The following is a 24896-nucleotide window of genomic DNA, read 5'->3' as shown; positions in this document are numbered from 1 at the left end:
CCGAACCCGAAGGACTCAACCTATGGCGTACACGTTTGCAGACCTGTTCGAGCATTCCGTCGATGCGATGCCCGATCGCCTCGCGCTGATCGTTTCCGGCGACGAGGTGACATACCGTGAGCTCGACGAGCGGGCCAACCGATTGGCGCATTACTTCCAGTCCGTCGGGTTAGGTGTCGGTTCGCACATCGGTATTCAACTGCACAACTCGATCGAGGCGATGGTTGCTGTCCTCGCGGCCTTCAAGATCCGCGGCGTTCCCATCACGGTGAACTACCGCTACACGAGCGACGAATTGGTTTACCTGTACGAGAACGCGGATCTCACGGCGTTGGTTTTCCATCGTGGTTTCGCTGAGCGGGTTGCCGAGGCGTTGGTGTCCGCGCCGCGGGTCAAGTACGTGATCGAGGTGGCGGACGAACTCGCTCTCGGGAACGAACCGTCGATTCCGGGGGCAGTGGCGTACGAGGATGCGCTCGGCAACCAATCCCCGCTGCGCGTAGGTGAACATGCTTTTCCCGAGCGTTCCGGCGACGACGTCTACGTTCTCTACACCGGCGGAACAACCGGACGACCGAAAGGCGTCGTCTGGCGGCAGGAAGACATCTGGCGCGTGTTGGCCGGCGGTTACGACTTCTATTCGGGTGAGCCGATCGCCGACGAGTACCAGCAGTCGCGCGGTGGCGCCGCGGCAGCCGAACCGATGCGGTGGTGCATGCTTCCACCGCTGATCCACACCTCGGCACTGATGCCGACGTTCAACGCTCTGTTCTCCGGAAACACCGTCATCTTCGAACCGAAGTTCGATGCGGCGCAGGTCTGGAAAGTCGTCGCCGAATATCGCCCGCAGGTCATGGTCATCACCGGCGACGCCATGGGCCGTCCACTGGTCGAAGCCCATCACGAATTGCAACCGGATGCGTCGAGCCTGGCCGTGCTCGCCTCCGGCGCTGCGCTCTTCTCCGGATCGGTCAAAGATGCGTTCTTCGACGTCTTTCCGAATCTGATGATCTCCGATTCGGTTGGATCGTCCGAAACAGGCTTCGGCGGAATCGGATTCGCAACCAAAGGGCTCGAGCAGCGTGGCGGACCCAAAGTGGGCGCCAACAGATTCACGGTCGTCGTCGACGACGACAACCGAGTGTTGGAGCCGGGCTCGGGCGCCGAAGGATGGCTGGCGAAACTCGGAAACGTTCCACTCGGCTACTACAACGATCCGGTGAAGTCGGCCGAGATATTCCGCGAGGTGAACGGCGCGCGGGCAGTGGTGACCGGAGACCGGGCGCGGATCGAGGACGACGGCTCGGTCACCCTCCTCGGACGGGGAAACATGGTGGTCAACACCGGCGGCGAGAAGGTCTTCGTGGAAGAAGTCGAAGCCGTGGTGAAGGCCCATCCCGACATCTACGACGCGACAGTGATCGGTGTTCCGGACGAGCGGTGGGGCAATCGGGTGGCGGCAGTGCTTCGCATCCGCGACGGTGTGGAACCGGATTTCGAATCCATCGAGAAGCACGCCCGCAGTCACCTCGCCGGCTACAAGATTCCGCGTTCCTTCTGGATCGCCGACGAGGTCGTTCGAGCGCCGAGCGGCAAGCCGGACTACCGCTGGGCCAAGGAGTTCTCACAGAACAGCGACCCGGTCCACCGGATCGACTAGCGCTCACACACAACACCCGGCACCCGGCACCCATCCGTAAAGGAGCATCTGCAATGCCTGAGATCGACCTTCCCGACGGGTTCGACGTGACCGACCCACATCTGTACGGCGAGCGCGTCCCGCTTGCCGAGTTCGCCGAACTACGACGATGCGCTCCGGTCTGGTGGAACGCCCAGGAACCGGGTACCGGCGGATTTCACGACGGTGGTTGTTGGGTTGTCTCCCGCCACGCAGACGTCCGCGACGTCTCGTTGCGCAGCGAGGAGTTCTCGAGCAACGTCAACGGCTGCATTCCGCGGCATGAAGACAACATCTCGGCGGAGGAGTTGGAGGCGACGAAACACGTCCTCATCAACAAGGACGCCCCTGAGCACACACAGCTGCGCAAGTTGGTGGCACGCTTGTTCACTCCGCGGTCGGTGGAAGCGATGCGGGCCGGGTTGGAAGCGCGGGCAGAAGACATAGCGTCGGCTGCCGTGGCGGAAGGTAGCGGTGATTTTGTCAGCCAGGTCGCCAGCGAGTTACCCATGCAGGCGATCTCGGAGCTGATCGGTGTACCGCAGGACGGGCGCCGTCAGCTGTACGAATGGTCGAATCAGATGACGGGATACGACGACGAGTCACTCGCCGGCGAGTCTCGGATGGCGTCGGCGCAGATATTGGGCTACGCCTATCAACTGGCTGAGGCGAGACGGGAGGAACCGCTCGACGACATCATCTCGCGCTTGGTGCATGCCGACATCGACGGGCAGAAACTCACCCCGGAACAGTTCGGTTTCTTCGTCATCATGTTGGCTGTCGCGGGCAACGAAACGACGCGAAACGCAACGACACTCGGCATGATGGCATTTCTCGAGCATCCGGATCAGTGGGAACTGTACAAGCGCGAGCGTCCGCGCACCGCCGCGGACGAGATCATCCGCTGGGCTTCGCCACTGACGTCGATGCAACGAACAGCAGTGGTGGACACACAGATTGCCGGCACTGCGATTGCGAAGGGGCAGCGCGTCGTACTGCTCTACGGCTCGGCGAACTTCGACGAAACCGTCTTCGGGAACCCTGACGTCTTCGACATCACCCGAGACCCGAACCCGCACCTCGCGTTCGGAGGAACCGGGCCGCACTACTGCGTCGGCGCCAACCTGGCCAGAATGGAGGTCGATCTGATCTTCGGCAAGATCGCCGATCACATGCCCGACATCAGCAAGCTCGGCGATCCGAGCAGGCTCTCGTCCGGTTGGCTCAACGGGATCAAGGAATTCAAGGTCGACTACGGCAACTCCACGTCATGTCCTTCGGGGCATTGACGTGTACAGCGGAAGAGTTGCACTTGCGGGCCCGATGCGCGAACTCGGCCGGTTCTACCGGATGGGCGCCGATGTCGCAGTGGGCTTGTTCCGCACCCGCTTTCAGGTGCAGGAGTTTCTCGAGCAGAGTTGGATGATCGCCCGGGTGTCGATCGTGCCGACAGTGTTGGTAGCCGTGCCGTTCACGGTCCTGGTGAGTTTCACCCTCAACATCCTTCTCCGCGAAATCGGTGCCGCCGACCTCAGCGGCGCCGGGGCCGCGCTCGGCGCCGTGACTCAGGTCGGTCCGGTGGTGACGGTGCTGATCGTGGCAGGTGCGGGCGCGACAGCCATCGCCGCCGATCTGGGATCGAGAACGATTCGTGAAGAGATCGACGCCATGGAGGTGCTCGGGATCGATCCGATCACTCGGCTGGTGATTCCTCGGGTGGTCGCGTCGACCGTGGTGGCTTTGCTGCTCAACGGACTCGTCTGCGTCATCGGCATCGCCGGCGGTTACGCCTTCTCGGTGTTTCTCCAGGGAGTGAACCCTGGCGCCTTCGTCGAGGGAATCACGTTGCTGACCGGCCTGCCCGAGGTGGCGTTGTCGATGGTCAAAGCTGCACTGTTCGGGATGCTGGCGGGATTGGTGGCCTGCTATCGCGGACTGTCGGTACGGGGTGGGCCGAAAGGCGTGGGGGAGGCCGTCAACGAAACGGTGGTGTACGCATTCATGGCGTTGTTCGTCGTCAACACCATCGTCACCGCGGTCGGCATCCGATTGACGGCGGGGTGATCGAGGTGACGCTGTCGGATTCGCTGGCACAAATCGGCAAGTTCGGACGCACGCGGGCGCGGGTGGCTCGAACGTCACGCTCGATCGACGACGTCGGGCGACAAGCTGTCTTCTTCGCGCGCGCCATCGCTCACATCCCGTGGGCAATTCGCAAACACCCGAAAGAAGTGTTGAGGCTGGTAGCCGAGATCAGCATGGGCACCGGAGCTTTGGCAGTGATCGGCGGCACGGTTGCGGTCGTAGGATTTTTGACTCTCGCCTCGGGCGGCACCATTGCGATCCAAGGTTTCAGCTCACTGGGAAATATCGGAGTCGAAGCGCTCACCGGATTCTTCTCCGCCTTCATCAATGTTCGTATCGCTGCGCCGGTCATCGCGGGAATCGGCCTGTCGGCCACGATCGGCGCAGGTTCGACCGCGCAGATCGGTGCCATGCGCATCAGTGAGGAAATCGACGCCCTCGAATCGATGGCGATCAGTTCGGTCCCGTACGTCGTCAGCACCCGCGTCACCGCAGGGATGATCGCGATCTTGCCGCTGTACTCATTGGCGCTCGTAGGATCTTTTCTGGCCGGAAGGTTCACCACGGTCGTGCTGTTCGGTCAGTCCTCCGGTCTTTACGACCACTACTTCACGACGTTCCTCGATCCGGTCGATGTCGCATGGTCCTTCGTTCAAGTGCTCGTGATGGCACTACTGGTGATGCTGATCCACACGTACTACGGATACAACGCGTCCGGGGGACCGTCGGGCGTGGGAACTGCAGTGGGCCGCGGGGTTCGGCTCTCGCTGATCTGCGTCGTGGCGGTGACCCTGCTCGTCTCACTCGCGCTCTACGGCGGTTCCGGCAACTTCAATCTGTCCGGTTAGGGGGACTGCGTGCACAGATACGGCTACAAGTTGGCTGCTCTGGGCTTGGCTGCGGCGATCGTCGGGGTCATCGCGTTGTCGGTCGCGTCTTTCAACCAGGTGTTTGTCGCTCGCGTCCCGATCACGGTGATCGCGGAGCGCGCGGGGCTCGTGATGGATCCGGGCGCGCGGGTGAAGATGGCCGGGGTGACCGTGGGCTCGGTGGAGTCCATCACGCCGACTGACGACGCCACCGCACAACTGTCGTTGTCGATCGATCCCGAAGCGCTCGAATCGATTCCGTCAAACGTGAATGTGGCGATCACGTCGAACACGGCCTTCGGCGCGAAGTTCGTCAGCCTGTCCTCGCCGGAGCAGCCGAGTAGTGCGCGACTTGCCGCCGGAGCGACGATCGACGCATCCCGGGTGACCGTCGAGCTGAACACGGTGTTCGAGAAACTCACCACCGTGCTCCGGACGGTGGACCCGGGCAAACTCGATTCGACATTGGGTGCCCTCTCGACTGCTCTGCAAGGACGCGGCGAACGGCTCGGGGTCGCACTCGAACAAGCAGATTCCTCCTTGCTCGAATTCAACACTGCACGTGAGGCTCTCGATCATGTGTTGACGGATTTACCAGCCGTCACACAGACCTACCGCGACGCTGTTCTCGACTTGATGGACACACTCGACTCGCTCACGACGACGGGAACCACTGTTCTCGACGAGCAGCAGAATCTTGATCTCCTCTTGCTCAACGTGATCGGGGTCGCCCGCACCGGAGAAGATGTACTGGGAGAAAACGCCGACGGTATCGACACCGTTCTGTCGTTACTGCGGCCGACCACCGCACTGCTCGAGGAATACTCCCCGGTGATTCCCTGCATGTTCCACGGTCTGCAGGAGAGCAAGCGGATCGGCGACGGCGCCTACAACGGTCAACCGGGCATCAAGATGTCGATCGGTCTGATTGCCGGAACCGAACCGTACCGATATCCCGACGACCTGCCCAAGGTGGCGGCTACCGGCGGTCCGCAGTGTATGGGTCTCCCTTTGCGTGATCCGAACGTCAATGCTCCGTACCTGGTGACCGATACCGGGGTGAATCCGTTTGCGCCCGAGCGTCAGCCGAATGGTGGGCAACCGATGAACACGGTCCCGGATCTGATGAGCTACCTGTTCGGGACGGAGATCCGATGAAAGTTCGTGGGTACACCGTCAAGTTCGGAATTTTTGTTCTGGTGATGATCCTCGTCAACGCCGGGCTGATCCTCGTGTTCGGCCAGATGCGAGGTGGCGACGCGAGGTCGTACTCGGCGGAGTTCGTCAACGCCTCCGGGCTCAGAGCCGGCGACAAGGTGCGCATCGCCGGTGTGCCGGTCGGTTCTGTCGGCTCCGTCGAATTCGGTGGGAATCACCGTGCCCACGTGAGTTTCAGTGTGGATACGGGTGACACCGTGACCGTATCGACCAGAGCCGCTGTTCGATATCAGGATCTGGTGGGTAATCGATACCTCGAATTGCTCGACGATCCGGGGATCGCGGAACCGCAACCGGAGGGTGAGAGCATCCCCGTCGATCGCACCGCACCGGCACTCGACCTCGATGCGCTACTCGGTGGTTTCAAGCCGCTGTTTCAAGCCCTGGACCCGGAGCAGGTCAACGCGTTGTCGATGTCCTTGCTCGAGGTGTTTCAAGGCCAGTCCGGAACTGTGGCATCGGTGCTGGCGCACACCGGATCGATTACGAACACTCTCGCAGACCGCGACCAACTGATCGGTCGAGTGATCGGCAACCTCGACGGTGTGCTCAGCGAATTGCGCAGCCGCGGTGGTCAGTTCAGTGACACTCTCGATCACCTACAACAGCTGGTCAGCGGGCTCGCGGCGGACCGGGAGATGATCGGGACTGCCGTCGAGAGTGTGAACACCGCATCAGGCACCTTCGCCGATCTCCTCGCCGGAGTTCGCCCGGACATCGCGGGAAACCTGTCGAAGCTGGACGCAAGCCTGAATCCGCTGATCGAGCAACAGAGTGAGCTCGATCGGATTCTCGCGTCCATGCCCTCGAACTACAAGCAGCTGATCCGAGTCGGCTCGTACGGGTCGTTCTTCAACTTCTATCTGTGCGGAATCGCACTGAAGGTCGACGGTGCCGACGGTACGCCGCTCACTGTCGACCTGGTGGATCAGACGACCGGAAGGTGCGCACCACGATGAGAGAGATGGCACAGAGCCAGGCCGTACGCGTGGGGGTCGTGGGATTGGTCGTCACGGCCGCCGTCGTATTGGCATCGCTCCAGTATCAGAATCTGCAGTTCCTGAAATCGGGTGTCGGGTACAGCGCGGTGTTCGCCGACGCCAGCGGTCTCGCGCCGGGAGACGAAGTCAACGCCGCCGGAGTGAAGATCGGAACGGTGGATCGGATCGAGGTCGAGCACGGACTCGCGCGCGTGGATTTCACACTGGAAGGCTCGATCGGTTTGGGAGAAAGCACATCGGCGGCCGTCACCACGATGTCGTTGCTCGGCAAGCGAGCGGTATCGCTCGATCTGGACGGTCCGGGAAGGATCGCGGTCGGCGGCGAGATCCCGGTCGAGCGAACAAGATCGGCGTACTCGCTGCCCGACGTGCTCGGTGACCTCACCACGACGGTCGAGGACATCGATCTCGACCAACTCTCCGAATCGCTCGACGCAGTGGGGCAGGTGATGTCCGACAGTGCGCCGAACCTGAGGCCGGCGCTGGACGGTGTCGCACGGATCTCCGACAGCGTCAATAGACGCGACGACATGTTGCGCACCTTGCTGTCCGATGCAAACGACGTCGCCGGGACGCTGGCCGAGCGTGGACCACAGGTCAACGCGCTACTCGTCGACGGCAACGCCTTGTTGGGAGAACTGGATCGGCGACAGGCGGCGCTGGGGGAAGTGATCACGAACATCTCGGCGTTGTCGACCCAGCTGAGCGGACTCGTCCACGACAACGAGGCGCAATTGCAGCCGGTCCTCGGCAAACTCGACACGGTTGTCGGAATTCTGCAGAACAACAAGGACAACCTTTCTCAGGGAATCGACGGTCTCGGTACGTACGTCGGCACGCTCGGTGACACCGTGGCCAGCGGCCCCTTCTACTACGCCTACGTTCAGAACCTGGTGCCGGCGCAATACACCCAACCGTTGATCAACGCGATGTTCGGGCTACCACCTGCGCCGCTACCGATTCCGGAGGTTCGATGATGGGTGCCTTACGAGTTCGCAAACCGGTGAACTGGCGTCGAATCGCCGTCGTTGGTGGAAGCGTCATCGGTGCGGCGATCGTCGTCGTGTCGGGATACCTTGCGGTGCAACATCTGCGCTACTACAACGTGACGGCCTACTTCACCTCGACGACCGGTCTGTATGTCGGTGACGACGTTCGTGTCGTGGGAGTCGACGTCGGCCGCGTCACCGCGATCGCCCCACAGGGAGATCGAATGCGCGTCGAACTGAAATTGGCGCGCGAGGTTCCCGTCGCCGAGGACGCGAAAGCGGTGATCGTTGCCCAGTCGCTGGTCTCGGCCCGCTTCGTGCAGTTGACGCCGGCGGTGACGGACGGCGCCGACGCACTGAATGACGGTGCGGAGATCCCACTCGACAGAACGGCCGTCCCGGTCGAGTGGGACCAGATCAAGGAACAGCTGGGCCGGGCTGCCGATGCTTTGGGTCCCGTCGGGGACGATCGCGGTCCCGCCGCCAACTTCCTCGACGGTGCCGGATCCGCACTGGCCGGCAACGGGGAAGCGCTGGGGCGCTCGGTGACCGAACTCTCGGAGGCTATGAGCACACTCGACGAAGGCGGAGCCGATCTGTTCGGCACCATCCGCGGCCTGCAGACCTTCACGACCGCACTCGCCGCAAGCGACGAACAGATCGTTCAGTTCCAAGGACGACTGGCAAATGTCTCGAGTGTGCTCGCCGAGAGCCGGACGCAATTGGCTCCGGCTCTCGCCGATCTGGACGCCGCCGTCGTCGACGTACAGCGGTTCGTCGAACAGAACCGAACCGGCTTGACGGAGCAGATCGCGAAGTTGGCCGACGTGTCCCAGGTATTGGTCGACAAGCGCGCAGGTCTCGAGAAGGTACTGCATCTGGCTCCGACAGCGTTGTCGAACTACTACAACGTCTACCGGCCGGCCCAAGGAGCGATGGTGGGTGTGCCCGCATTCCAGAACGTCGGCAACCCGATCGACTTGATCTGCGGCGGAATCGCCGGCCTGGCCAACGACACCTCGAAGAAGGGCGCGGATTTGTGCATCGAATACCTCGGCCCGTTGCTCAACACGATCAAGGCCAACTACCCGGACCTGAGCATCAATCCGACCCGGGCGCTCGGCGCTCTTCCGGACCAACTGGTGTACAGCGAGCCTGATCTGAAACCGACTGCTGCGTTGGGCTTTCCGATCATGCCCCCGGCGCCTGACCTGGCCGGACTGCTCATGCCGTCGACAGGATCACGATGACTGCCCGCTGGTGGGGAACAGTGTGTGTGGCGGCGAGCGCCGTGCTCGTTCTGACGGGTTGTCAATGGAGCGGGCTGAATTCGGTGTCGCTGCCAGGCGCGGCCGGCCGCGGTGAGGGAAGTTTCTCGGTCGTGATCGAGATGCCCGACGTCACGTCGATCAGTCCGAACTCTCCGGTCATGGTCAACGACGTGACAGTCGGGAGTATCAGTGCGATCGAGACCGACAACTGGCACGCACGGGTGACGGTTGCGCTCGACGGCTCGGTGTCGCTGCCCGCCAACGCGACTGCCAAGATCGGCCAAACCAGTCTGCTCGGATCCAAACACGTCGCGCTCGCGCCGCCCACCGAGGTGGCGCCGGAAGGGCGGTTGTCGGAAGGATCCGTGATTCCCCTTGCATCGGCCAGTGTCTATCCCACCACCGAGGAAGCGTTGACGGCACTGTCATTGGTCCTCAACGGCGGCGGGCTCGCTCAGATTCACAGCATCACCACGGAGCTGAACACGGCGCTCGGCGGACGGACCGACGCGGCTCGCGACCTGCTGAGTCAGATGGATACCGTGACCGAAACACTCGACCGCCAACGTGATGCGATGGTCACGACCATGGAGAATCTCGACGTCTTCGCCGGCGAGATCACGGCTCAGCGAGACGTTCTCGGTGAGGCGTTGGAGACCCTTGATCCGGCCTTGGCGGAACTGAGCGCCCAGCGCGTGAGCCTGACCACCGCGCTCGATGCGGTCGGCAGGTTCGGGGACGTCGGGACCGATCTGGTCGACCGGACCCGCGACGATCTGAAAGCCAATTTGAGCTCCTTGGAATCGACGCTGCAGAAGGTGGTCGAAACAGGACCGGACCTGATCAACAATTTGGGCAATCTGAGTACCTTCCCCTTCCCCCAGACGACCATCGACGACGGAATGCGCGGTGATTACACCAATTTGTGGGCGCTGATCGACCTCACGAGTAATCGTCTGCAGTCGGGGCTCGGTTTCGGCACTCCGTTCGGGGCGCCGCAAACTCCGGTGGAGAACGGAATACTGGTTGATCCTTTGACCGCGCCTCTGGGTACCGGGCGGACCGCCCCAAGTGACACAGGGCGGGCCGCCCCAAGTGACACCGGGCGGACCGACCCAAGTAGCACAGGGCGGACCGCCCAGGACGGTGGACGATGATTCTCACGAAGTTGGTGCGAAGGCAATTGACGATCTTCGCGATCCTGGCGGTGATAGGCATGAGCGCAGCGGCTATCTCGTACCTGAGAGTTCCGACCATGCTCGGCATCGGGCGCTACTCGGTGACAGTCGAACTGCCCGACGCCGGCGGCCTGTATCGGAACGCGAACGTGACCTATCGCGGCGACACCATCGGTCAGGTCAGGTCGGTGCGTCTGTCTCCGGGAGTGGTACGCGCCGAATTATCTTTGGAGAGTGCGGTTCCCGTTCCCTCCAGCGGGCTCACAGTAGCGGTGCGAAGCGTGTCGGCAATCGGCGAGCAATACGTCGACATGCAACCGAGCACCGCGGACGGACCCTTTCTGACCGACGGAGACGTGATCGGCCCCGACGCTGTCACGATCCCGACCGAGATCGGACCGGTCCTCGATCAGGCGCAGGCGATGCTCGCATCCGTACCGCAGGACAAGTTGCGATCGGTGATCGACGAGTCCGCGGCAGCTTTCGGAGGCAGGGGAGAGGATCTGGCTCGTCTGCTGGATTCGACCACTTCGTTCGTCGATCAGATGTCTGCTGCCACAACGCCGGCTACGACGCTCGTACAGCAGTTGGATCCGCTCCTGCAGACACAGGTGGTGACGGGCGATCAGATTCGCCAGTGGGCGTCCAGTGTCGCTCAACTCAGTGGACAGTTGGCGGTCGCCGACGGGTCCGTGCGCAATATCCTCGAGACCGGACCGGGCTTCGCGACTGAAGCCGACCTGCTGTTTCAAGGCCTCAAGCCCACTTTGCCTGTGCTGCTTGCCAATTTCACCAGCACCGCTCAGGTGGCTTTGACGTACAACGCCGGGTTGGAGCAGGTGCTCGTCATCTTGCCGCCACTGGTTGCGGCACAGGAAACCGTTGTCCAACGCGGGCAGGTGGACGGCGCCGCGAACGTCAACTTCCACCTCCAAGCGCAGGACCCCGCGGCGTGCTCGACCGGTTACCTTCCGGCCGATCAGCGACGGGACCCGACCCAGATGAGTGTGCCGGACACCCCGGCTGATCTGTACTGCAAAGTTCCGCAGAACTCGGTCTTCGCAGTTCGTGGATCCCGGAACATTCCCTGTATGGAGGTACCGGGCAAACGAGCACCGAGCCCGGAGATCTGTCGGAGCCCCGAAGCGTACGTGCCGTCGGGGACCAATGCTCCCGGCGAGTTGTACACCGGGCCTGACGGTGTCGACTATCAACACACGGAATTAGCTCCTGCTGCTTCCGATTCGGGGGAGGGTGAGCCGTGGCAACAGTTGCTGACGCCGACGAATCGTTGAGAGGCGAGGTGCTCGAGCCGGTCCTAGGGAAACGCGGTGTTCTCACTGCCTTGGCATGGATCGCACTCGCGGCTCTGAGCGTCGTTGTGGTCTTCGGTGCTCTGGCAGTTCAATCCGACCGGGCGCGCGAGACCCAGCGTCAAGAGTACGTCGACGGTGCGGTCGCAGGAGCCCTCGCTCTGATCGACGTTCACTCTGCCACAGTCGACGAGAATCTCGCGACGCTACAGGCCCTGAGTACGGGAGCCTTTGCCGACGAACTGAAGTCCGGCGAATCTGCGTTCGTCGCGTCCATCCGTGATTTTGCCGTCGATTCCGACGGGCGTGTCGACACCGCAGCCCTGGCATCGGAATCCGGAACCTCGGGGGTGGTACTGATCGCGGCATCGGCTCAGGTCGCCAATTCAGCGGGAGAGTCTTCGGCGCGAACCCACCGTCTGCGCGTCGGTGTCGAAGAGGTCGACGGTCGGGTACTGATGTCGAGTGTGGAGTTCGTCCCGTGAAGCGCGCGGTCTTGGCGTTTGCAGCGCTGATCTTGGTGGGAGTCGGCGGGACTCTGCTCTGGAGTCACCACCGTTCGGGGGACGCTGAAACCGCACGTGCCGAGGTGATCGGTGTGGCGCCGATGCTCGTCGAGAATCTCTTGAGCTACAACAGCGACACGGTGGACGAGGATCTTGCACATGCTGCCGGGGGCGCAAGTGGAACATTTCAGGACCGCTTCGCTGAATTCGGATCGAAAACCGTTGCACCCCAGTCGAAGGAGCAAGGAATCAGCACGAAGGCGCGAGTAGTCGATGTCGGAGTGCTCTCCGCTGCTGCAGACCGAGCGGAATTGCTCCTGTTCGTCGATCAGATCACGACGAGTATCGCGCGGCCGGCACCAGCGTCGACGTCGAGCCGAGTCGAGGTGACACTCGATCGAGTCGACGGCACATGGCTGGTGAGTGCCATGACCCCCATCTAGTGAAGGTTGTCGCGGCCCGCCATGATCAGCCTGGCAGTGACTTCGAGCCGGTCTGCGATCTGCGAATAGGACTCGTAACCCATGCCGGCTCGGACAAGCGCTCCGGACCAGGAGATTTCGAGTGCTTCGAGTACGTCGGGATCGTATGACGGCCCCAGCGCCTCGATGAGCCGCTCGCGGATGTTCTTGCCGATACGTCCCCGAAGGTGTTCGACGTCGGGATCGTTGCCCATCATCGCCGTGGTCACGGCCGCGGCCAGCTCCGGTTCGTCGGAAACGAGGAGTGCGACGCTGCGCAGGACCGAGCAGACCTGCGCTTCCCGTTCCGACTCCGGGGAGGGCTCGTGGGGTACCGCGTCGAGGCGACGCCAGAACAGTTCTGCCACAAGGTGACTCTTGGACGAGAAATAGGTGTATGCCGTGGCTGCGGCGACACCGGCTTCTGCTGCCACCATCCGCACGGTCAGATCGGCAAACCCTTTGTCGCGCAGGACCGTGATCGCTGCCGCGGTCAATCGATCGACGGTTTCGGCTTGCTGCTGGGTCAGTCGGCGGCGAGTGGACTCGAACTTGGTCTTACCAGACATGTGTCCAGACACTACGGGATCGGACCCGTGCGGGCAAAGTGTGCGCTATCTCCGCTCGTTCTCGCTCCCGCTCGGCGTCATGTCTCGCTCCCGCTCGGCGTCATGTCTCGCTCCCGCTCGGCGTCATGTCTCGCTCCCGCTCGGTGGGACAGAATTTCGAACCCCCGCGATCGCTAAGTCCATGTGTTAGAACGATTTCTAGAACATGTTCGGAAACTGTGCCCAGAATCAGAGAGGCTGACGATGACGAAGTGGGACGAGACGTGCGACGTACTCGCTGTGGGATCAGGTGGTGGACTCACCGGCGCGTACACGGCAGCCCGCGAAGGCCTCGACGTCATTGCGATCGAAGCAACCGACAAGTACGGCGGAACAACGGCGTACTCGGGCGGCGGCGGAATGTGGTTCCCGTGCAACGCCGTTCTTCGTCGGGGCGGGGACGTCGACACCATCGAGGATGCGCTGGAGTACTACCGATCAGTGGTGGGTGATCGTACGCCCGCCGACGTTCAGGAAGCCTACGTTCGAGGTGGCGCCGGGTTGATCGACTACCTCGAAGAGGACTCGAACTTCGAGTTCCAGATACTGCCGTGGCCCGACTACTTCGGTGAGGAGCCCAAGGCTCGAGCGAGCGGACGGCACATTGTTCCCAAGCCGATGAACGCGAACAAGCTGGGTGCGCTTCGTGATTCGCTTCGTCCGCCGCTGGCGACGGAACGGCTGGGGGAGGAGTTGCCGAAGTACCTCGTCGGCGGCCAGTCGTTGATCGGTCGATTCCTGTTGGCTCTTGCGGAACTCCCGAACGCCACCATGCACCTGAAGACCACTCTCGAGGAACTGGTTGTCGAGGACGGAGTGGTGGTCGGAGCCGTCGTCGACCGAGATGGTCGGCGTCGAACCATTCAGGCACGCAGAGGAGTGATCCTCGCCGCCGGTGGATTCGAGCAGAACGAGACCATGCGTGCCGAATTCGGTGTCCCCGGATCCGCTCTCGACACGATGGGCTGCCCCGGCAACCTCGGGAAGGCGCACCAGGCGGCGGTCGCCGCGGGTGCCGACACCGACCTGATGGGCGAGGCCTGGTGGTCGCCGGGACTCACCCATCCAGATGGGCGCTCCGCGTTTGCGCTGTGGTTCACCGGCGGAATCTTCGTGGACGACGACGGTCGTCGATTCGTCAACGAATCAGCGCCGTACGACCGCTTGGGTCGCGCTGTCATCGAACACATGCGGGCAGGGAAAGTAACCACGCCGTACTGGATGATCTACGACAACAGCGAAGGCGCAGTGCCGCCGGTGAAGGCGCCCAACGTACCCATGGCACAGACGGAGCAGTATGTGGATGCGGGGTTGTGGAAGAGTGCACAGACACTCGAAGACCTCGCTGCCCAGATCGATGTTCCCGCAGCGGAACTGGTGGAGACCGTGAAGCGATTCAACGCGTTTGCGGCGACTGGCGTCGACACGGACTTCGGTCGAGGAGACACTGCGTACGACCGCGCCTTCTCTGAGGGGGCTTCGCCGCTCGTACCGATCGATCAAGGGCCGTTTCACGCTGCCGCTTTCAGCATCTCCGACCTCGGGACCAAAGGTGGTCTACGGACCGACGCGACCGGGAGGGTGCTCAAAGCCGACGGTACGGCGATTGCCGGGTTGTACGCGGCGGGGAACACGATGGCAGCGGCCAGCGGGACTACGTACCCCGGCGGTGGAAACCCGATCGGAGCGAGCATGCTGTTCAGTCACTTGGCTGCTCTCGACCTCGCGAAGCTGCCGTCTTGATCATCAGTCGCGCGTCTCGGGGATGTGGTCAGGCCTTGCCGAGTCCGGCGGCGATTCCCTTGTCCAGTTGGGTGAGCATTGCTGTACCCAACGACGAAAGCTGGGCGACCTGGCGATCGTCGAGGCCCTCGAAGAGGAGACCTTGAACTGAGGCGACGTGCGGCGGTGCGGCCGCGACCACCTTTGCCATTCCCTCGTCGGTGAGCACTGCGTTGGAGCCGCGGCTGCCACGAATGACTTCCCGTTTCACCCAGCCGGCCTTCTCCATCTTCGTGATCACGTGCGAGAGGCGGGACAGGGACGCGTTCGCGCGCTGGGCCAGTACCGACAACTGGAGCTTGTGGTCGGGGGCGTCCGAGAGTGCCGCGAGTACGAAGTATTCGAAGTGTGTGAGTGCCGAATCGCGTTGTAGTTGAGTGTCGAGTGCGGCAGGCAACCGTGTCACGAGAGCGATCAGTGTCAGCCATGCTTCTTGCTGCTCGGCTGTGAGCCACTTCGTCTGAGACTGCGCGTCGGGCTGCGCGGTCGGTTCACTCATCGGTGACTTCTCCTTCGGGTCGAGCATTCTTCGTGCACGGAGCGTGCTTGTGTACAGCGTCTCAGACGCATGTCCAGAAGAATCCTGCGGGGAATAGTTGCGGGACGCAAGTGTTGAGTTCTATATTAGGTTGAACCTTCAACTTACGACGAATGTCTATCCCGAGGAGTCCGTATGTCCACCACAACCATGCCTGCGCTGTATCTCAGCCACGGTGCTCCGCCGCTGGTGGACAGCGCGTTGTGGGTCGACCAGTTGGGGGCGTGGGCCGGCGATCTTCCGCGGCCGACGGCAATCCTCGTCGTATCGGCGCACTGGGAATCAGCACCGCTGACGATCGGATCGACGACCACGGGCACCCCGCTCATCTACGACTTCGGTGGTTTTCCCGAGAGGTTCTACCGCGCGAAGTACAACTCTCCCGGCGCTCCGGAACTCGCCGCCCAGGTTGCCGCGTTGATGCCGGACAACGAACGCGTGGTTCAGCAGCCGAATCGAGGCCTGGATCACGGTGCCTACGTGCCGCTCACGGTGATGTACCCGGACGCAGACATCCCGGTACTGCAAATTTCGCTGCCCACCCTCGATCCTGAGCGTTTGCTCCATCTCGGACAGCGCCTACGGCCACTCCGTGAGCAAGGTGTACTGATCGTGGGATCCGGATTCACCACGCACGGGCTACCGTTCCTGCGCGATCCGTCACCGGAGGCGCAGGCCCCGGGATGGTCGGCGGAATTCGACGCGTGGGCAGGGGAGAGGTTCGCTGCCGGTGACGTCGATTCCTTGATCGACTTCCGCGCTCAAGCTCCCGGGATGCCGTACGCGCATCCGACCATCGAGCACTTCGCCCCGTTGTTCGTCACGCTCGGTGCGTCATCCGATCCGGAACAGGTGCCCACCCAGGTGATCGACGGATTCTGGATGGGGCTTGCGAAGCGCTCGATTCAGGTCGCGTAGAGATTTCAAATCGCGCAGAGAATCAGGTCGCCCAGGTGGGTCAGCTTCGATTGCGAAGGAACTCGAGCGCCTGGTCGCCGTGGGTGTTGGCGCGTAGTTCACTCGAGATGACTTTGAGGACGGTGCGGTCGGTGTCGATCACGAAGGTCGAGCGTTTGACCGGAGCCATCTTGCCCAGGAGTCCGCGCTTGACGCCGAACTGTTCGGCTACCTTGCCGTCGGTGTCGGCGAGTAGGGGGTAGTCGAAGGATTGTGCGGTGGCAAAGGTGGACTGAGCTTCGACCGTATCGGTGCTGATGCCCGCTCGCGAAGCGCCCACCGCGGCGAATTCGCTGCCGAGGTCACGGAAGTGGCACGCCTCGGCGGTGCACACCGGCGTCGAGGCTGCCGGGTAGAAGAAGAGGACCAGGGGTCCGTTCTCGAGCAGGCTCGTCAGCGAGCGCGGAGTCCCGTCCTGGTCGGGCAGTGAGAAATCGGGAGCGAGTTGGCCTGGTTTCATTCGGCCGAGGTTACCCGCGCACGACGGCCACATGGGGGAGCCTGGGATGATGGAGCCATGCACGGCGAGCCCACCTCCATGTCCGCACGGTCATCCGACACCGCGATCGTCGGTGACGCGTCCGATTCCACCACGACCCGGGAGCAGTTCCGAGCTCTCGCAGCTGAGCACCGGGTCGTTCCGGTCACTCGGAAAGTGTTGGCGGACTCCGAAACTCCGCTCTCGGCGTACGAGAAGTTGGCCGGCAATCGTCCCGGCACCTTCTTGCTCGAGTCGGCCGAGAACGGTCGTTCGTGGTCGCGGTGGTCGTTCATCGGCGTCGGGAGTCCGGCTGCACTGACCGTCGTGGACGGAGAGGCGGCCTGGTACGGCAACGTTCCGGCCGGCGCTCCGGCCGGCGGCGACCCGATCGACGCGCTCGGTGCCACCCTCGAGCTGCTTCGTTCGGAGCGGCTGCCCGACCTGCCCCCGCTGACCGGCGGAATGGTCGGATTCCTCGGCTACGACGCGGTGCGGCGCCTCGAGAGATTGGGTGACTCCGCGGTCGACGACCTGCAGATCCCCGAGATGGTCATGCTGCTTGCCGCCGACATCGCCGCAGTCGATCACCACGAAGGGGCGATCACCCTCATCGCCAATGCCGTCAACTGGGACGGCACGGACGAGCGCGTCGACACGGCGTACGACGACGCAGTCGCCAGGTTGGACGCGATGACTCGTGCTCTCGCGGCGCCGGCGAAATCGACGGTGTCGACATTTTCGAAAGCGACTCCGAACTACCGTCGTCAGCGCACCACCGAGAGCTTCGGTGTCGATGTCGAAAAGTTGATCGGCGACATCGAAGCGGGCGAGGCATTCCAGGTAGTTCTCTCGCAGCGATTCGAGATCGATTGCACTGCAGCACCGATCGACGTGTACCGGATGCTGCGAGCATCGAACCCCAGCCCGTACATGTATCTGCTCAACGTGCCGAATGGTGATGGAGAGACGGCGTTTTCGATCGTCGGTTCGAGCCCGGAAGCACTGGTAACCGTCGCCGAGGGCGTCGCGACAACACACCCGATCGCTGGAACCAGATGGCGCGGTGCCACAGAGGAGGACGACATCCTGCTCGAGAAGGACCTCCTCGCCGACGAGAAGGAAAACTCCGAGCACCTCATGCTCGTCGATCTGGGGCGAAACGATCTGGGTCGTGTCTGTCGCCCGGGCACGGTGAAGGTGCACGACTACCGGCACATCGAGCGGTACAGCCACGTGATGCATCTCGTATCGACGGTCACCGGACATCTGGCCGAGGGAAAGCACGCTCTCGACGCCGTCACCGCATGCTTCCCCGCTGGAACCCTCTCGGGGGCGCCCAAGGTCCGTGCGATGCAGCTGATCGAAGAACTGGAACCGACCAGGCGCGGTATCTACGGCGGCATCGTCGGCTACCTCGACTTCGCCGGCGACGCCGACACCGCGATCGCGATCCGAACGGCATTGATCAAGGACGGGATCGGATACGTCCAGGCGGGCGCCGGCGTCGTCGCCGACTCGGATCCGGTCTACGAGGACACCGAGGCCCGCAACAAGGCGATGGCAGTGCTGAGCGCGATTGCGTCGGCGCACACCCTGCGCACCATCGGAGGTGACGATCAGTGAGTGAGAACGAGTCGAGTGCAGCGGAGCCTACAAGCGTTTCTCGTGGCACCGCCGTGCCGAGAACGCTTCTGCTGGCGTTGTCGGCAGCAGCTCTGTGGGGCAGCTCACGAATGACGTGGGTTCATCTGACCTCGAGCGACGGCAAGACGCTGGAGAGGACGACGGATCTCGACGGCAGCACCTGGGCGGCGGCGATGACTCCGCTCGCGCTCGCGCTTCTGGCGGCGATCGCGGCGTCGTTTGCGGTGCGAGGTTGGGCACTTCGGGTAGTCGGACTGTTGGTTGCCCTCGTCGCCATCGCGGTAGCGGTTCCGGCAGTGCAGTTGTTGGTGTCCGGAGCCTCTGCGGACCGAGCGGTGGACTTGGCCGAGTTGTCCGGTCACCCGGAAGATCTCTCGACGACTGTTTCGGTATTGCCTGCCTTGCTTGCGTTGGTCGGAGCGGTGGCGGCGCTCGGCGCGGCGGTACTTCTGATGCGCAAACCTCCAGTGCGAGGCGGGTTGTCGTCGAAATACGACAACCCTGCCGCGCGCCGCGAGGCCGCAGCCAAGCTCGGTCAGGGAGACAAACCCGCATCGGACGAGCCTGTGACACAACGGATGTTGTGGGATGCGCTCGACGCCGGAGAGGACCCGACAGAGACTGACGGGGACGACGGAGTTGGGGGAGACAACGGCGCGAAACCGGGGTCGTCCCACTGAGTAAGACTGAACCCTCACCTGCGTGGGTACCCCGACGGAGTAGCAAAATTTCGTCCCACTAGGCTGAGACCACCCTGATGACGTATCTCACATCGGGCTCTTGCCCAGAAAGGATTCGGGCCACGATGACCGTACTCGACTCGATTCTCGACGGGGTGCGCGCTGATGTCGCCGCCCGCGAAGCCGTACTCGACTTCGCTGCAGTCAAGGCTGCTGCGGCCGCTGCACCGCCTGCACTCGATGCTGCAGCAGCACTTCTGGAATCGAGCATCGGCGTCATCGCCGAGGTCAAGCGAGCGAGCCCGTCAAAGGGTGCGTTGGCCGACATTGCCGATCCCGCTGAGCTTGCCGCGGCGTACCAAGCCGGTGGCGCACGCATCATCAGTGTTCTCACCGAAGAGCGCCGTTTTCACGGCTCGTTGGCCGACCTGGACGCAGTCCGTAAAGCGGTCACCATTCCGGTGCTCCGCAAGGACTTCATCGTGGGGCCGTACCAGATTCACGAGGCTCGCGCTCACGGCGCCGACGTCATCTTGCTGATCGTCGCGGCACTCGAGCAGCAGGCGCTCGCCTCGTTGATCGATCGCACCGAATCTCTGGGAATGACTGCCCTCGTCGAGGTGCACACGGAGGAAGAAGCCAACCGCGCGCTCGAAGCCGGCGCCAAGGTGATCGGTGTGAACGCCCGCAATCTCAAGACTCTCGAGGTGGACAAGAACACCTTCGGTCGCATCGCTCCCGGTCTTCCGACCGAGACGATCAAGATTGCCGAGTCCGGTGTTCGCGGAACTGCCGATCTGTTGGCGTACGCCGGGGCGGGCGCCGACGCAGTGCTCGTCGGTGAAGGCCTCGTGACCAGCGGCGACCCTCGCAAGGCCGTCGCAGATCTGGTCAATGCAGGTGCGCACCCGTCCTGCCCCAAACCGTCTCGATAAATCGCTTCACCCGCCCGGCGTGCTTTGATGCACCCGGGCGGTGACCAGCGACACCGTTGGGGCAGACTGGTGGGGTGACTTCACGTACTCAGGAACCAGGCTCCGGTGCAATATTCAAGGGCGGCAATCTGCCGCCGGCCAGCGCGGGACTCACCGAGCGCTCCCACGATCCCGACGCCGGAGGCCATTTCGGCGTCTACGGCGGACGGCATGTGCCGGAAGCCCTCATGGCGGTTATCGACGAAGTCACTGCGGAGTACGAAAAGGCTCGAGCGGACGACACGTTCTTGAACGAACTCGACCGCTTGCAGCGCGATTACACCGGACGTCCGTCGCCGATTTTCGAGGCAACGCGAATGAGCGAGTTCGCCGGCGGTGCGCGCATCCTTCTCAAGCGTGAAGATCTGAACCACACCGGTTCTCACAAGATCAACAACGTTCTCGGTCAGGTTCTGCTGGCAAAGCGTATGGGCAAGACCCGCATCATCGCCGAGACCGGAGCGGGCCAGCACGGTGTGGCATCGGCCACCGCCTGTGCACTGCTCGGTCTCGAGTGCGTCATCTACATGGGTGCTGTCGACACCGAACGTCAAGCACTGAACGTCGCACGCATGCGCCTGCTCGGCGCGGAGGTCGTTTCGGTCGAGACCGGTTCGCGCACGCTCAAGGACGCGATCAACGAAGCCTTGCGCGACTGGGTTTCCCACGCGGACAACACCTATTACTGCTTCGGTACCGCGGCAGGCCCGCACCCGTTCCCCACCATCGTTCGGGACTTCCAGCGAGTGGTCGGCCTCGAAACACGCGTCCAGGTTCAGGCACTGACCGGCCGCCTGCCCGATGCAGTCACAGCCTGCGTCGGAGGCGGCTCCAACGCAATCGGAATCTTCCACCCGTTCATCGACGATCTGTCGGTACGGCTGGTTGGCTACGAAGCGGCCGGCGACGGTGTCGAAACCGGAAGGCATGCAGCAACGTTCGCCGGCGGTACCCCTGGTGCATTCCAGGGTGCCTACTCCTACCTCCTCCAGGACGAAGACGGTCAGACCATCGAATCGCACTCGATCTCTGCTGGTCTGGACTACCCGGGCGTCGGACCCGAGCACGCTTACCTGAGCGATATCGGGCGTGCGACCTACGAACCCGTCACCGACAGTGAAGCCATGGATGCGCTGCTGCTGCTCTCGCGCCGCGAGGGCATCATCCCGGCCATCGAATCGGCCCACGCCGTCGCCGGCGCACTCCGACTGGGCAAAGAACTCGGTGAGGGCGCGATCATCGTCGTCAATCTCTCCGGTCGCGGTGACAAGGACATGGACACCGCCGCAAGCTGGTTCGGTCTTTTCGACGGCGCCTCAGGTCAGGCAGCCGCTCCGGATGATGCAGCAGACGAGAACGACAACACGGAAGGCTCGGACAAGTGAGCGAACGACCATCACGCCTCGCACCCACCTTTGCCGCCTGCAAGGCTGACAAGCGTGCCGCCCTCGTCGGTTACCTGCCTGCCGGTTATCCGACCGTTCCCGAATCGATCGACGTGTTCAAGGCGATGGTCGACGGTGGCTGCGACATCATCGAAGTCGGTGTCGCGTATTCCGATCCGGTCATGGACGGTCCGACCATCCAGCGTGCAGCCGAAACTGCACTCACCAACGGCGTTCGCCTTCGCGACATCTTCACCGTGATCGAGCAGATCAGTTCGGTCGGCGGCAAGGCCGTCGTGATGACGTACTGGAACCCGGTACTGCAGTACGGCGTCGACAAGTTCGCACGAGACCTCGCTTCCGCCGGCGGGCTCGGACTGATCACCCCCAACCTCATTCCGGAAGAAGCCGGCGCCTGGATGGAAGCATCCGAGGAGCACCACCTCGACCGGATCTTCCTTGTCGCTCCGTCCTCGACGGAAGAACGACTCGCGATGACACTCGATGCGAGTAGTGGATTCATCTACGCGGCCTCGACGATGGGTGTCACCGGCGCTCGCGACGCAGTGTCTTCGATGGCTCCGGAACTGACCGCACGAATCCGCGCGCATTCCGATATTCCCGTCGGCGTCGGATTGGGAGTTCGCTCCGGCGCACAGGCTGCCGAAATCGCGGCATACGCCGATGCCGTCATCGTCGGCTCGGCTCTGGTCTCCGCGGTCGAGAACGGCCTGGGAGCGGTTCGCTCGCTCACCGAAGAACTCGCCGAGGGCGTCCGCTCGGCTACCGTGGCGTCGTGACCTCAACTGTGGACCTGCTGGCCTATATCCCCAGCCCGCCCCAAGGCGTCTGGTACGTCGGACCGGTGGCGCTTCGCGCCTACGCGCTCTTCATCATCCTCGGCATCATCGTCGCGATCGTGTGGGGAGATCGTCGTTGGGTCGCCCGCGGCGGCGAGAAGGGGACCGTTCTCGACATCGCGATCTGGGCCGTTCCCTTCGGTCTGATCGGTGGCAGGCTCTACCACGTTTTGACCGACTGGCCCGCCTATTTCGGCGAGAACGGTCAGCCACTCGACGCACTCAAGGTGTGGCAGGGAGGCCTCGGAATCTGGGGAGCAGTGTTCCTCGGCGGCATCGGTGCGTGGATCGGCTGCCGTCGACGCGGCATTCCGGTGTCCGCGCTCGGTGATGCGATTGCGCCCGGAATCTTGCTCGCGCAGGCCATCGGTCGTATCGGCAACTACTTCAACCAGGAGTTGTACGGTCGCGAGACCACAGTCCCATGGGGCCTCGAGATCTTCGAGCGTGTGAACTCTTCCGGCCAGCTCGATCAACTGGCAGGTGTCTCCAACGGAGAAGTCATTCGGGTCGTTCACCCGACGTTCCTCTACGAAGCTGTGTGGAACGTCCTGATCGTGATCCTGCTGGTCCTCGTCGACCGACGATTCAAGATCGGCCACGGACGCCTGTTTGCTCTGTACGTCGCGGGCTATTGCCTGGGCCGGTTCGTCGTCGAACTGATGCGCGACGATTTCGCCTACGAGATCGCCGGCATTCGCGTCAACACCTTCACTTCGGGGATCGTGTTCTTCGCCGCACTGGCCTACTTCTTCCTGGCGAAGAAGGGTCGTGAGGATCCGGCTGATTTGAAGTCGAAGGACTACGTCGCTGCGGTAGCCGCCGGCGAAGCAGGAGTCGCGGCGCCAGTTACCGAAACTGACTCGGCGAAGGCCGACGCGAAAGGCGCCGACGCTGAAGATTCTGAATCCGATGCTGCTGAATCCGCTTCCAGTGAGGCAAGCGACTCCACGGCAGCGTCGGATGAGTCGTCGGACGCGGTGAAGCTGTCGAAGAAAGACAAGCCGTGACAGGTCCCTATTCGCAGGGGGGATTCCCCGAGGATCAGGGACCGGTCTACGGCGCGCCCAATCCGTACGGATATCAGCAGCCATTGCCGCCTCCATCGATGTACGGGTTCGGAGATCCCTACGCCCCGTACGGTCGGCACCCGGTAACCGGGGAACCGTATTCCGACAAGTCGAAGGCCACCGCTGGACTGTTGCAGATCTTGCTGGGCTTCTTCGGAATCTGTGGAGTCGGGCGCCTCTATATCGGAAGTGTCGGCATCGGATTGTGCCAACTGCTCGGCATGTTCTTCGCGCTGTTCATGTCGGCGTTCCTCATCGGAATTCCATTTGCGATCGGAATCTGGATCTGGGCGTTCGTCGACGGCATCGTGATACTTTCGGGCAATGCGCGGGACGGTGCTCGCCGGCCATTGCGAGGATGAGTCGCGAGCGCGAACCGAGGAAACATGTGTGGGGGACTGGCCTCGAGAAGGTCGAACCTTCTCGAAGTCCGATAACAAAAGCTATTACGTACCGTCGTCGAATCGAAGGAAAGTACGTTGCCTAACTTGAACAAGAATCCGGAACCTTCCGAGTCGGGGGACTCGTCTGGATCACAGCCGCCGGTTCCACCGCAGTTCGGGTCGCCGTTCGACTACGACGCGACGGCGGATGCGTCGTTGACGGAAACCTCGGCACCCACCGAAAAGACGCCGTCGACGGAGACCACCGGCACCGGTCCAGGCTGGGACACGTATTCGGGAGTCGGAAACGGTCCGGGGTGGGGAAACCACCCCATCTACCCGCCGCCGACCGGAACCGAATCGACCACAGCGTTTCCCGCTGCCGATTCTGATTCCACCCCGAATCAGCCGACAGCGCCGTACACGTCGCAGGAAAGTTACGCCGCCCAGAACTATCCGGCGACCGACTATCCGGCGCCGGACTACTCGAGCCCGACCCAAACCCCGACGGACGGTCCCGTCTACGGTGCACCGGCAGATCAGACTCCGAATCCCTACGCGGCTCCGCCGCAGGGCTACCCCCAGCCGGGATACTCACAGCCGGGTTACGGTCAGCCTCAGGGGTACCCACAAGCTCAGGGTTATCCTCAGCCTGGCTACGGCCTGGTCGACCCGTCCGCACCATACGGACGTGACCCGATGACCGGTGAACCGTACTCGGACAAGTCGAAGACGACTGCCGGATTGCTGGGCATTCTGCTCGGCGGATTCGGTGCAGGACGTTTTTATCTCAACCAGCCCGGCATGGCTGTCGCACAGATCGCGGTCACTTGGTTGACGTGTGGAATCGGTGGCATCTGGCCGCTCATCGACGGAATCATGATGTTGACCGGCAGTGTGCGCGATCAGTACAACCGCCCTTTGCGTAGCTGATCGAAACGACCCTCGGCAAGTGTGACCCCCTG

General features: G+C 62.9%; 25 protein-coding genes. 22 read left to right on the top strand and 3 right to left on the bottom strand.

Annotation, left to right across the window (positions count from 1 at the left end; translation table 11 throughout):
* Positions 1 to 22 precede the first annotated feature (22 nt).
* Genes AOT96_RS26965 through AOT96_RS26910 form a run of 12 tightly spaced genes read left to right on the top strand, consistent with a single transcriptional unit; the run spans position 23 to position 12551 of the window.
* Positions 23 to 1660 (top strand): acyl-CoA synthetase, encoded by a 1638-nt coding sequence (locus AOT96_RS26965; protein ID WP_007728656.1) that lies wholly within the window; start codon positions 23 to 25, stop codon positions 1658 to 1660.
* A gap of 53 nt (positions 1661 to 1713) precedes the next feature.
* Positions 1714 to 2967, top strand: coding sequence for a cytochrome P450 (locus AOT96_RS26960; protein WP_030536770.1), 1254 nt, complete (start codon positions 1714 to 1716; stop codon positions 2965 to 2967).
* Positions 2968 to 3001: 34 nt separating this feature from the next.
* Positions 3002 to 3742 carry an MlaE family ABC transporter permease gene (locus AOT96_RS26955; protein ID WP_042450550.1) on the top strand — a complete coding sequence of 247 codons (741 nt, stop codon included), beginning with the start codon at positions 3002 to 3004 and terminating at the stop codon, positions 3740 to 3742.
* Positions 3739 to 4611, top strand: a complete 873-nt coding sequence (locus AOT96_RS26950) for an MlaE family ABC transporter permease (protein ID WP_003944051.1) — start codon at positions 3739 to 3741, stop codon at positions 4609 to 4611. The genes AOT96_RS26955 and AOT96_RS26950 overlap by 4 nt, the downstream gene beginning before the upstream one ends.
* 9 nt (positions 4612 to 4620) lie before the next feature.
* Complete coding sequence (locus tag AOT96_RS26945; protein WP_042450457.1) at positions 4621 to 5790, top strand: MCE family protein; 1170 nt, start codon at positions 4621 to 4623, stop codon at positions 5788 to 5790.
* Positions 5787 to 6809, top strand: a complete 1023-nt coding sequence (locus AOT96_RS26940; RefSeq protein ID WP_007728666.1) for an MCE family protein — start codon at positions 5787 to 5789, stop codon at positions 6807 to 6809. The genes AOT96_RS26945 and AOT96_RS26940 overlap by 4 nt, the downstream gene beginning before the upstream one ends.
* Positions 6806 to 7828 (top strand): MCE family protein, encoded by a 1023-nt coding sequence (locus AOT96_RS26935; RefSeq protein ID WP_030536766.1) that lies wholly within the window; start codon positions 6806 to 6808, stop codon positions 7826 to 7828. The genes AOT96_RS26940 and AOT96_RS26935 overlap by 4 nt, the downstream gene beginning before the upstream one ends.
* Positions 7828 to 9090, top strand: a complete 1263-nt coding sequence (locus tag AOT96_RS26930; protein WP_065352524.1) for an MCE family protein — start codon at positions 7828 to 7830, stop codon at positions 9088 to 9090. The genes AOT96_RS26935 and AOT96_RS26930 overlap by 1 nt, the downstream gene beginning before the upstream one ends.
* The gene (locus tag AOT96_RS26925) at positions 9087 to 10268 is read left to right on the top strand and encodes an MCE family protein (RefSeq protein WP_197523610.1); all 1182 of its coding nucleotides are present in this window, start codon (positions 9087 to 9089) and stop codon (positions 10266 to 10268) included. The genes AOT96_RS26930 and AOT96_RS26925 overlap by 4 nt, the downstream gene beginning before the upstream one ends.
* Positions 10265 to 11584, top strand: coding sequence for an MCE family protein (locus AOT96_RS26920; protein ID WP_042450461.1), 1320 nt, complete (start codon positions 10265 to 10267; stop codon positions 11582 to 11584). Before AOT96_RS26925 ends, AOT96_RS26920 begins: the two co-directional genes overlap by 4 nt.
* Positions 11551 to 12087, top strand: coding sequence for a hypothetical protein (locus AOT96_RS26915; RefSeq protein WP_231917355.1), 537 nt, complete (start codon positions 11551 to 11553; stop codon positions 12085 to 12087). Before AOT96_RS26920 ends, AOT96_RS26915 begins: the two co-directional genes overlap by 34 nt.
* A complete protein-coding gene (locus AOT96_RS26910) occupies positions 12084 to 12551 on the top strand; it encodes a hypothetical protein (protein WP_042450463.1) in 468 nt (155 codons plus the stop codon). The genes AOT96_RS26915 and AOT96_RS26910 overlap by 4 nt, the downstream gene beginning before the upstream one ends.
* On the opposite strand, the gene AOT96_RS26905 is transcribed toward AOT96_RS26910, so the two are convergent.
* Positions 12548 to 13138, bottom strand: a complete 591-nt coding sequence (locus AOT96_RS26905; RefSeq protein ID WP_042450465.1) for a TetR/AcrR family transcriptional regulator — start codon at positions 13136 to 13138, stop codon at positions 12548 to 12550. The two genes, AOT96_RS26910 and AOT96_RS26905, sit on opposite strands and share 4 nt — an antisense overlap.
* Before the next feature lie 243 nt (positions 13139 to 13381).
* Between AOT96_RS26905 and AOT96_RS26900 the strand changes: the two genes are divergently transcribed.
* Positions 13382 to 14920, top strand: a complete 1539-nt coding sequence (locus AOT96_RS26900) for an FAD-binding protein (protein ID WP_042450467.1) — start codon at positions 13382 to 13384, stop codon at positions 14918 to 14920.
* Between the two features lie 28 nt (positions 14921 to 14948).
* Here AOT96_RS26900 and AOT96_RS26895 read toward each other — a convergent pair whose 3' ends face one another.
* Positions 14949 to 15458, bottom strand: a complete 510-nt coding sequence (locus AOT96_RS26895; RefSeq protein ID WP_030536759.1) for a MarR family winged helix-turn-helix transcriptional regulator — start codon at positions 15456 to 15458, stop codon at positions 14949 to 14951.
* A gap of 174 nt (positions 15459 to 15632) precedes the next feature.
* Here AOT96_RS26895 and AOT96_RS26890 point away from each other — a divergent pair, with 174 nt between their 5' ends.
* A complete protein-coding gene (locus AOT96_RS26890) occupies positions 15633 to 16415 on the top strand; it encodes a dioxygenase family protein (RefSeq protein ID WP_003944012.1) in 783 nt (260 codons plus the stop codon).
* 40 nt (positions 16416 to 16455) lie between these two features.
* On the opposite strand, the gene AOT96_RS26885 is transcribed toward AOT96_RS26890, so the two are convergent.
* Positions 16456 to 16914, bottom strand: coding sequence for a peroxiredoxin (locus AOT96_RS26885; RefSeq protein ID WP_042450468.1), 459 nt, complete (start codon positions 16912 to 16914; stop codon positions 16456 to 16458).
* A 57-nt stretch (positions 16915 to 16971) separates the two neighbouring features.
* On the opposite strand from AOT96_RS26885, the gene AOT96_RS26880 reads away from it, so the two are divergent.
* The 8 genes from AOT96_RS26880 to AOT96_RS26845 all read left to right on the top strand — a co-directional run bounded on the left by AOT96_RS26880 (position 16972) and on the right by AOT96_RS26845 (position 24864).
* On the top strand, positions 16972 to 18558 hold the full coding sequence (locus AOT96_RS26880) for an anthranilate synthase component I (protein ID WP_007728697.1): 1587 nt from the start codon (positions 16972 to 16974) through the stop codon (positions 18556 to 18558).
* Entirely contained in the window at positions 18555 to 19259 is a 705-nt protein-coding gene (locus AOT96_RS26875; protein ID WP_050656512.1) for a TIGR02234 family membrane protein, read from the top strand. The genes AOT96_RS26880 and AOT96_RS26875 overlap by 4 nt, the downstream gene beginning before the upstream one ends.
* Before the next feature lie 125 nt (positions 19260 to 19384).
* The gene (gene trpC, locus AOT96_RS26870; RefSeq protein ID WP_003944016.1) at positions 19385 to 20194 is read left to right on the top strand and encodes an indole-3-glycerol phosphate synthase TrpC; all 810 of its coding nucleotides are present in this window, start codon (positions 19385 to 19387) and stop codon (positions 20192 to 20194) included.
* Positions 20195 to 20268: 74 nt separating this feature from the next.
* Positions 20269 to 21618, top strand: a complete 1350-nt coding sequence (gene trpB / locus AOT96_RS26865) for a tryptophan synthase subunit beta (protein ID WP_007728699.1) — start codon at positions 20269 to 20271, stop codon at positions 21616 to 21618.
* Positions 21615 to 22418, top strand: coding sequence for a tryptophan synthase subunit alpha (gene trpA / locus AOT96_RS26860; protein WP_003944010.1), 804 nt, complete (start codon positions 21615 to 21617; stop codon positions 22416 to 22418). The genes trpB and trpA overlap by 4 nt, the downstream gene beginning before the upstream one ends.
* Positions 22415 to 23488 (top strand): prolipoprotein diacylglyceryl transferase, encoded by a 1074-nt coding sequence (lgt, locus tag AOT96_RS26855; RefSeq protein WP_003944040.1) that lies wholly within the window; start codon positions 22415 to 22417, stop codon positions 23486 to 23488. Before trpA ends, lgt begins: the two co-directional genes overlap by 4 nt.
* Entirely contained in the window at positions 23485 to 23910 is a 426-nt protein-coding gene (locus AOT96_RS26850; RefSeq protein ID WP_030536756.1) for a TM2 domain-containing protein, read from the top strand. Before lgt ends, AOT96_RS26850 begins: the two co-directional genes overlap by 4 nt.
* 126 nt (positions 23911 to 24036) lie before the next feature.
* Positions 24037 to 24864 carry a TM2 domain-containing protein gene (locus AOT96_RS26845; RefSeq protein ID WP_047272252.1) on the top strand — a complete coding sequence of 276 codons (828 nt, stop codon included), beginning with the start codon at positions 24037 to 24039 and terminating at the stop codon, positions 24862 to 24864.
* Positions 24865 to 24896: the final 32 nt, after the last annotated feature.

The sequence above is a fragment of the Rhodococcus sp. 008 genome, from assembly GCF_001682295.1.
GTDB lineage: Bacteria > Actinomycetota > Actinomycetes > Mycobacteriales > Mycobacteriaceae > Rhodococcus_F > Rhodococcus_F qingshengii.
The sequence above is the reverse complement of the archived record's forward strand: the minus strand, read 5'-3'. Positions and strand labels throughout refer to the sequence as shown.

Bases quoted from the DNA above. Each gene is read 5' to 3' on its own strand.
- AOT96_RS26965 (WP_007728656.1), top strand. From the start codon at position 23: ATGGCGTACACGTTTGCAGACCTGTTCGAGCATTCCGTCGATGCGATG.
- AOT96_RS26960 (WP_030536770.1), top strand. From the start codon at position 1,714: ATGCCTGAGATCGACCTTCCCGACGGGTTCGACGTGACCGACCCACAT.
- AOT96_RS26955 (WP_042450550.1), top strand. From the start codon at position 3,002: ATGCGCGAACTCGGCCGGTTCTACCGGATGGGCGCCGATGTCGCAGTG.
- AOT96_RS26940 (WP_007728666.1), top strand. From the start codon at position 5,787: ATGAAAGTTCGTGGGTACACCGTCAAGTTCGGAATTTTTGTTCTGGTG.
- AOT96_RS26935 (WP_030536766.1), top strand. From the start codon at position 6,806: ATGAGAGAGATGGCACAGAGCCAGGCCGTACGCGTGGGGGTCGTGGGA.
- AOT96_RS26930 (WP_065352524.1), top strand. From the start codon at position 7,828: ATGGGTGCCTTACGAGTTCGCAAACCGGTGAACTGGCGTCGAATCGCC.
- AOT96_RS26925 (WP_197523610.1), top strand. From the start codon at position 9,087: ATGACTGCCCGCTGGTGGGGAACAGTGTGTGTGGCGGCGAGCGCCGTG.
- AOT96_RS26920 (WP_042450461.1), top strand. From the start codon at position 10,265: ATGATTCTCACGAAGTTGGTGCGAAGGCAATTGACGATCTTCGCGATC.
- AOT96_RS26905 (WP_042450465.1), bottom strand. From the start codon at position 13,138: ATGTCTGGTAAGACCAAGTTCGAGTCCACTCGCCGCCGACTGACCCAG.
- AOT96_RS26900 (WP_042450467.1), top strand. From the start codon at position 13,382: ATGACGAAGTGGGACGAGACGTGCGACGTACTCGCTGTGGGATCAGGT.
- AOT96_RS26895 (WP_030536759.1), bottom strand. From the start codon at position 15,458: ATGAGTGAACCGACCGCGCAGCCCGACGCGCAGTCTCAGACGAAGTGG.
- AOT96_RS26890 (WP_003944012.1), top strand. From the start codon at position 15,633: ATGTCCACCACAACCATGCCTGCGCTGTATCTCAGCCACGGTGCTCCG.
- AOT96_RS26885 (WP_042450468.1), bottom strand. From the start codon at position 16,914: ATGAAACCAGGCCAACTCGCTCCCGATTTCTCACTGCCCGACCAGGAC.
- AOT96_RS26880 (WP_007728697.1), top strand. From the start codon at position 16,972: ATGCACGGCGAGCCCACCTCCATGTCCGCACGGTCATCCGACACCGCG.
- trpC (WP_003944016.1), top strand. From the start codon at position 19,385: ATGACCGTACTCGACTCGATTCTCGACGGGGTGCGCGCTGATGTCGCC.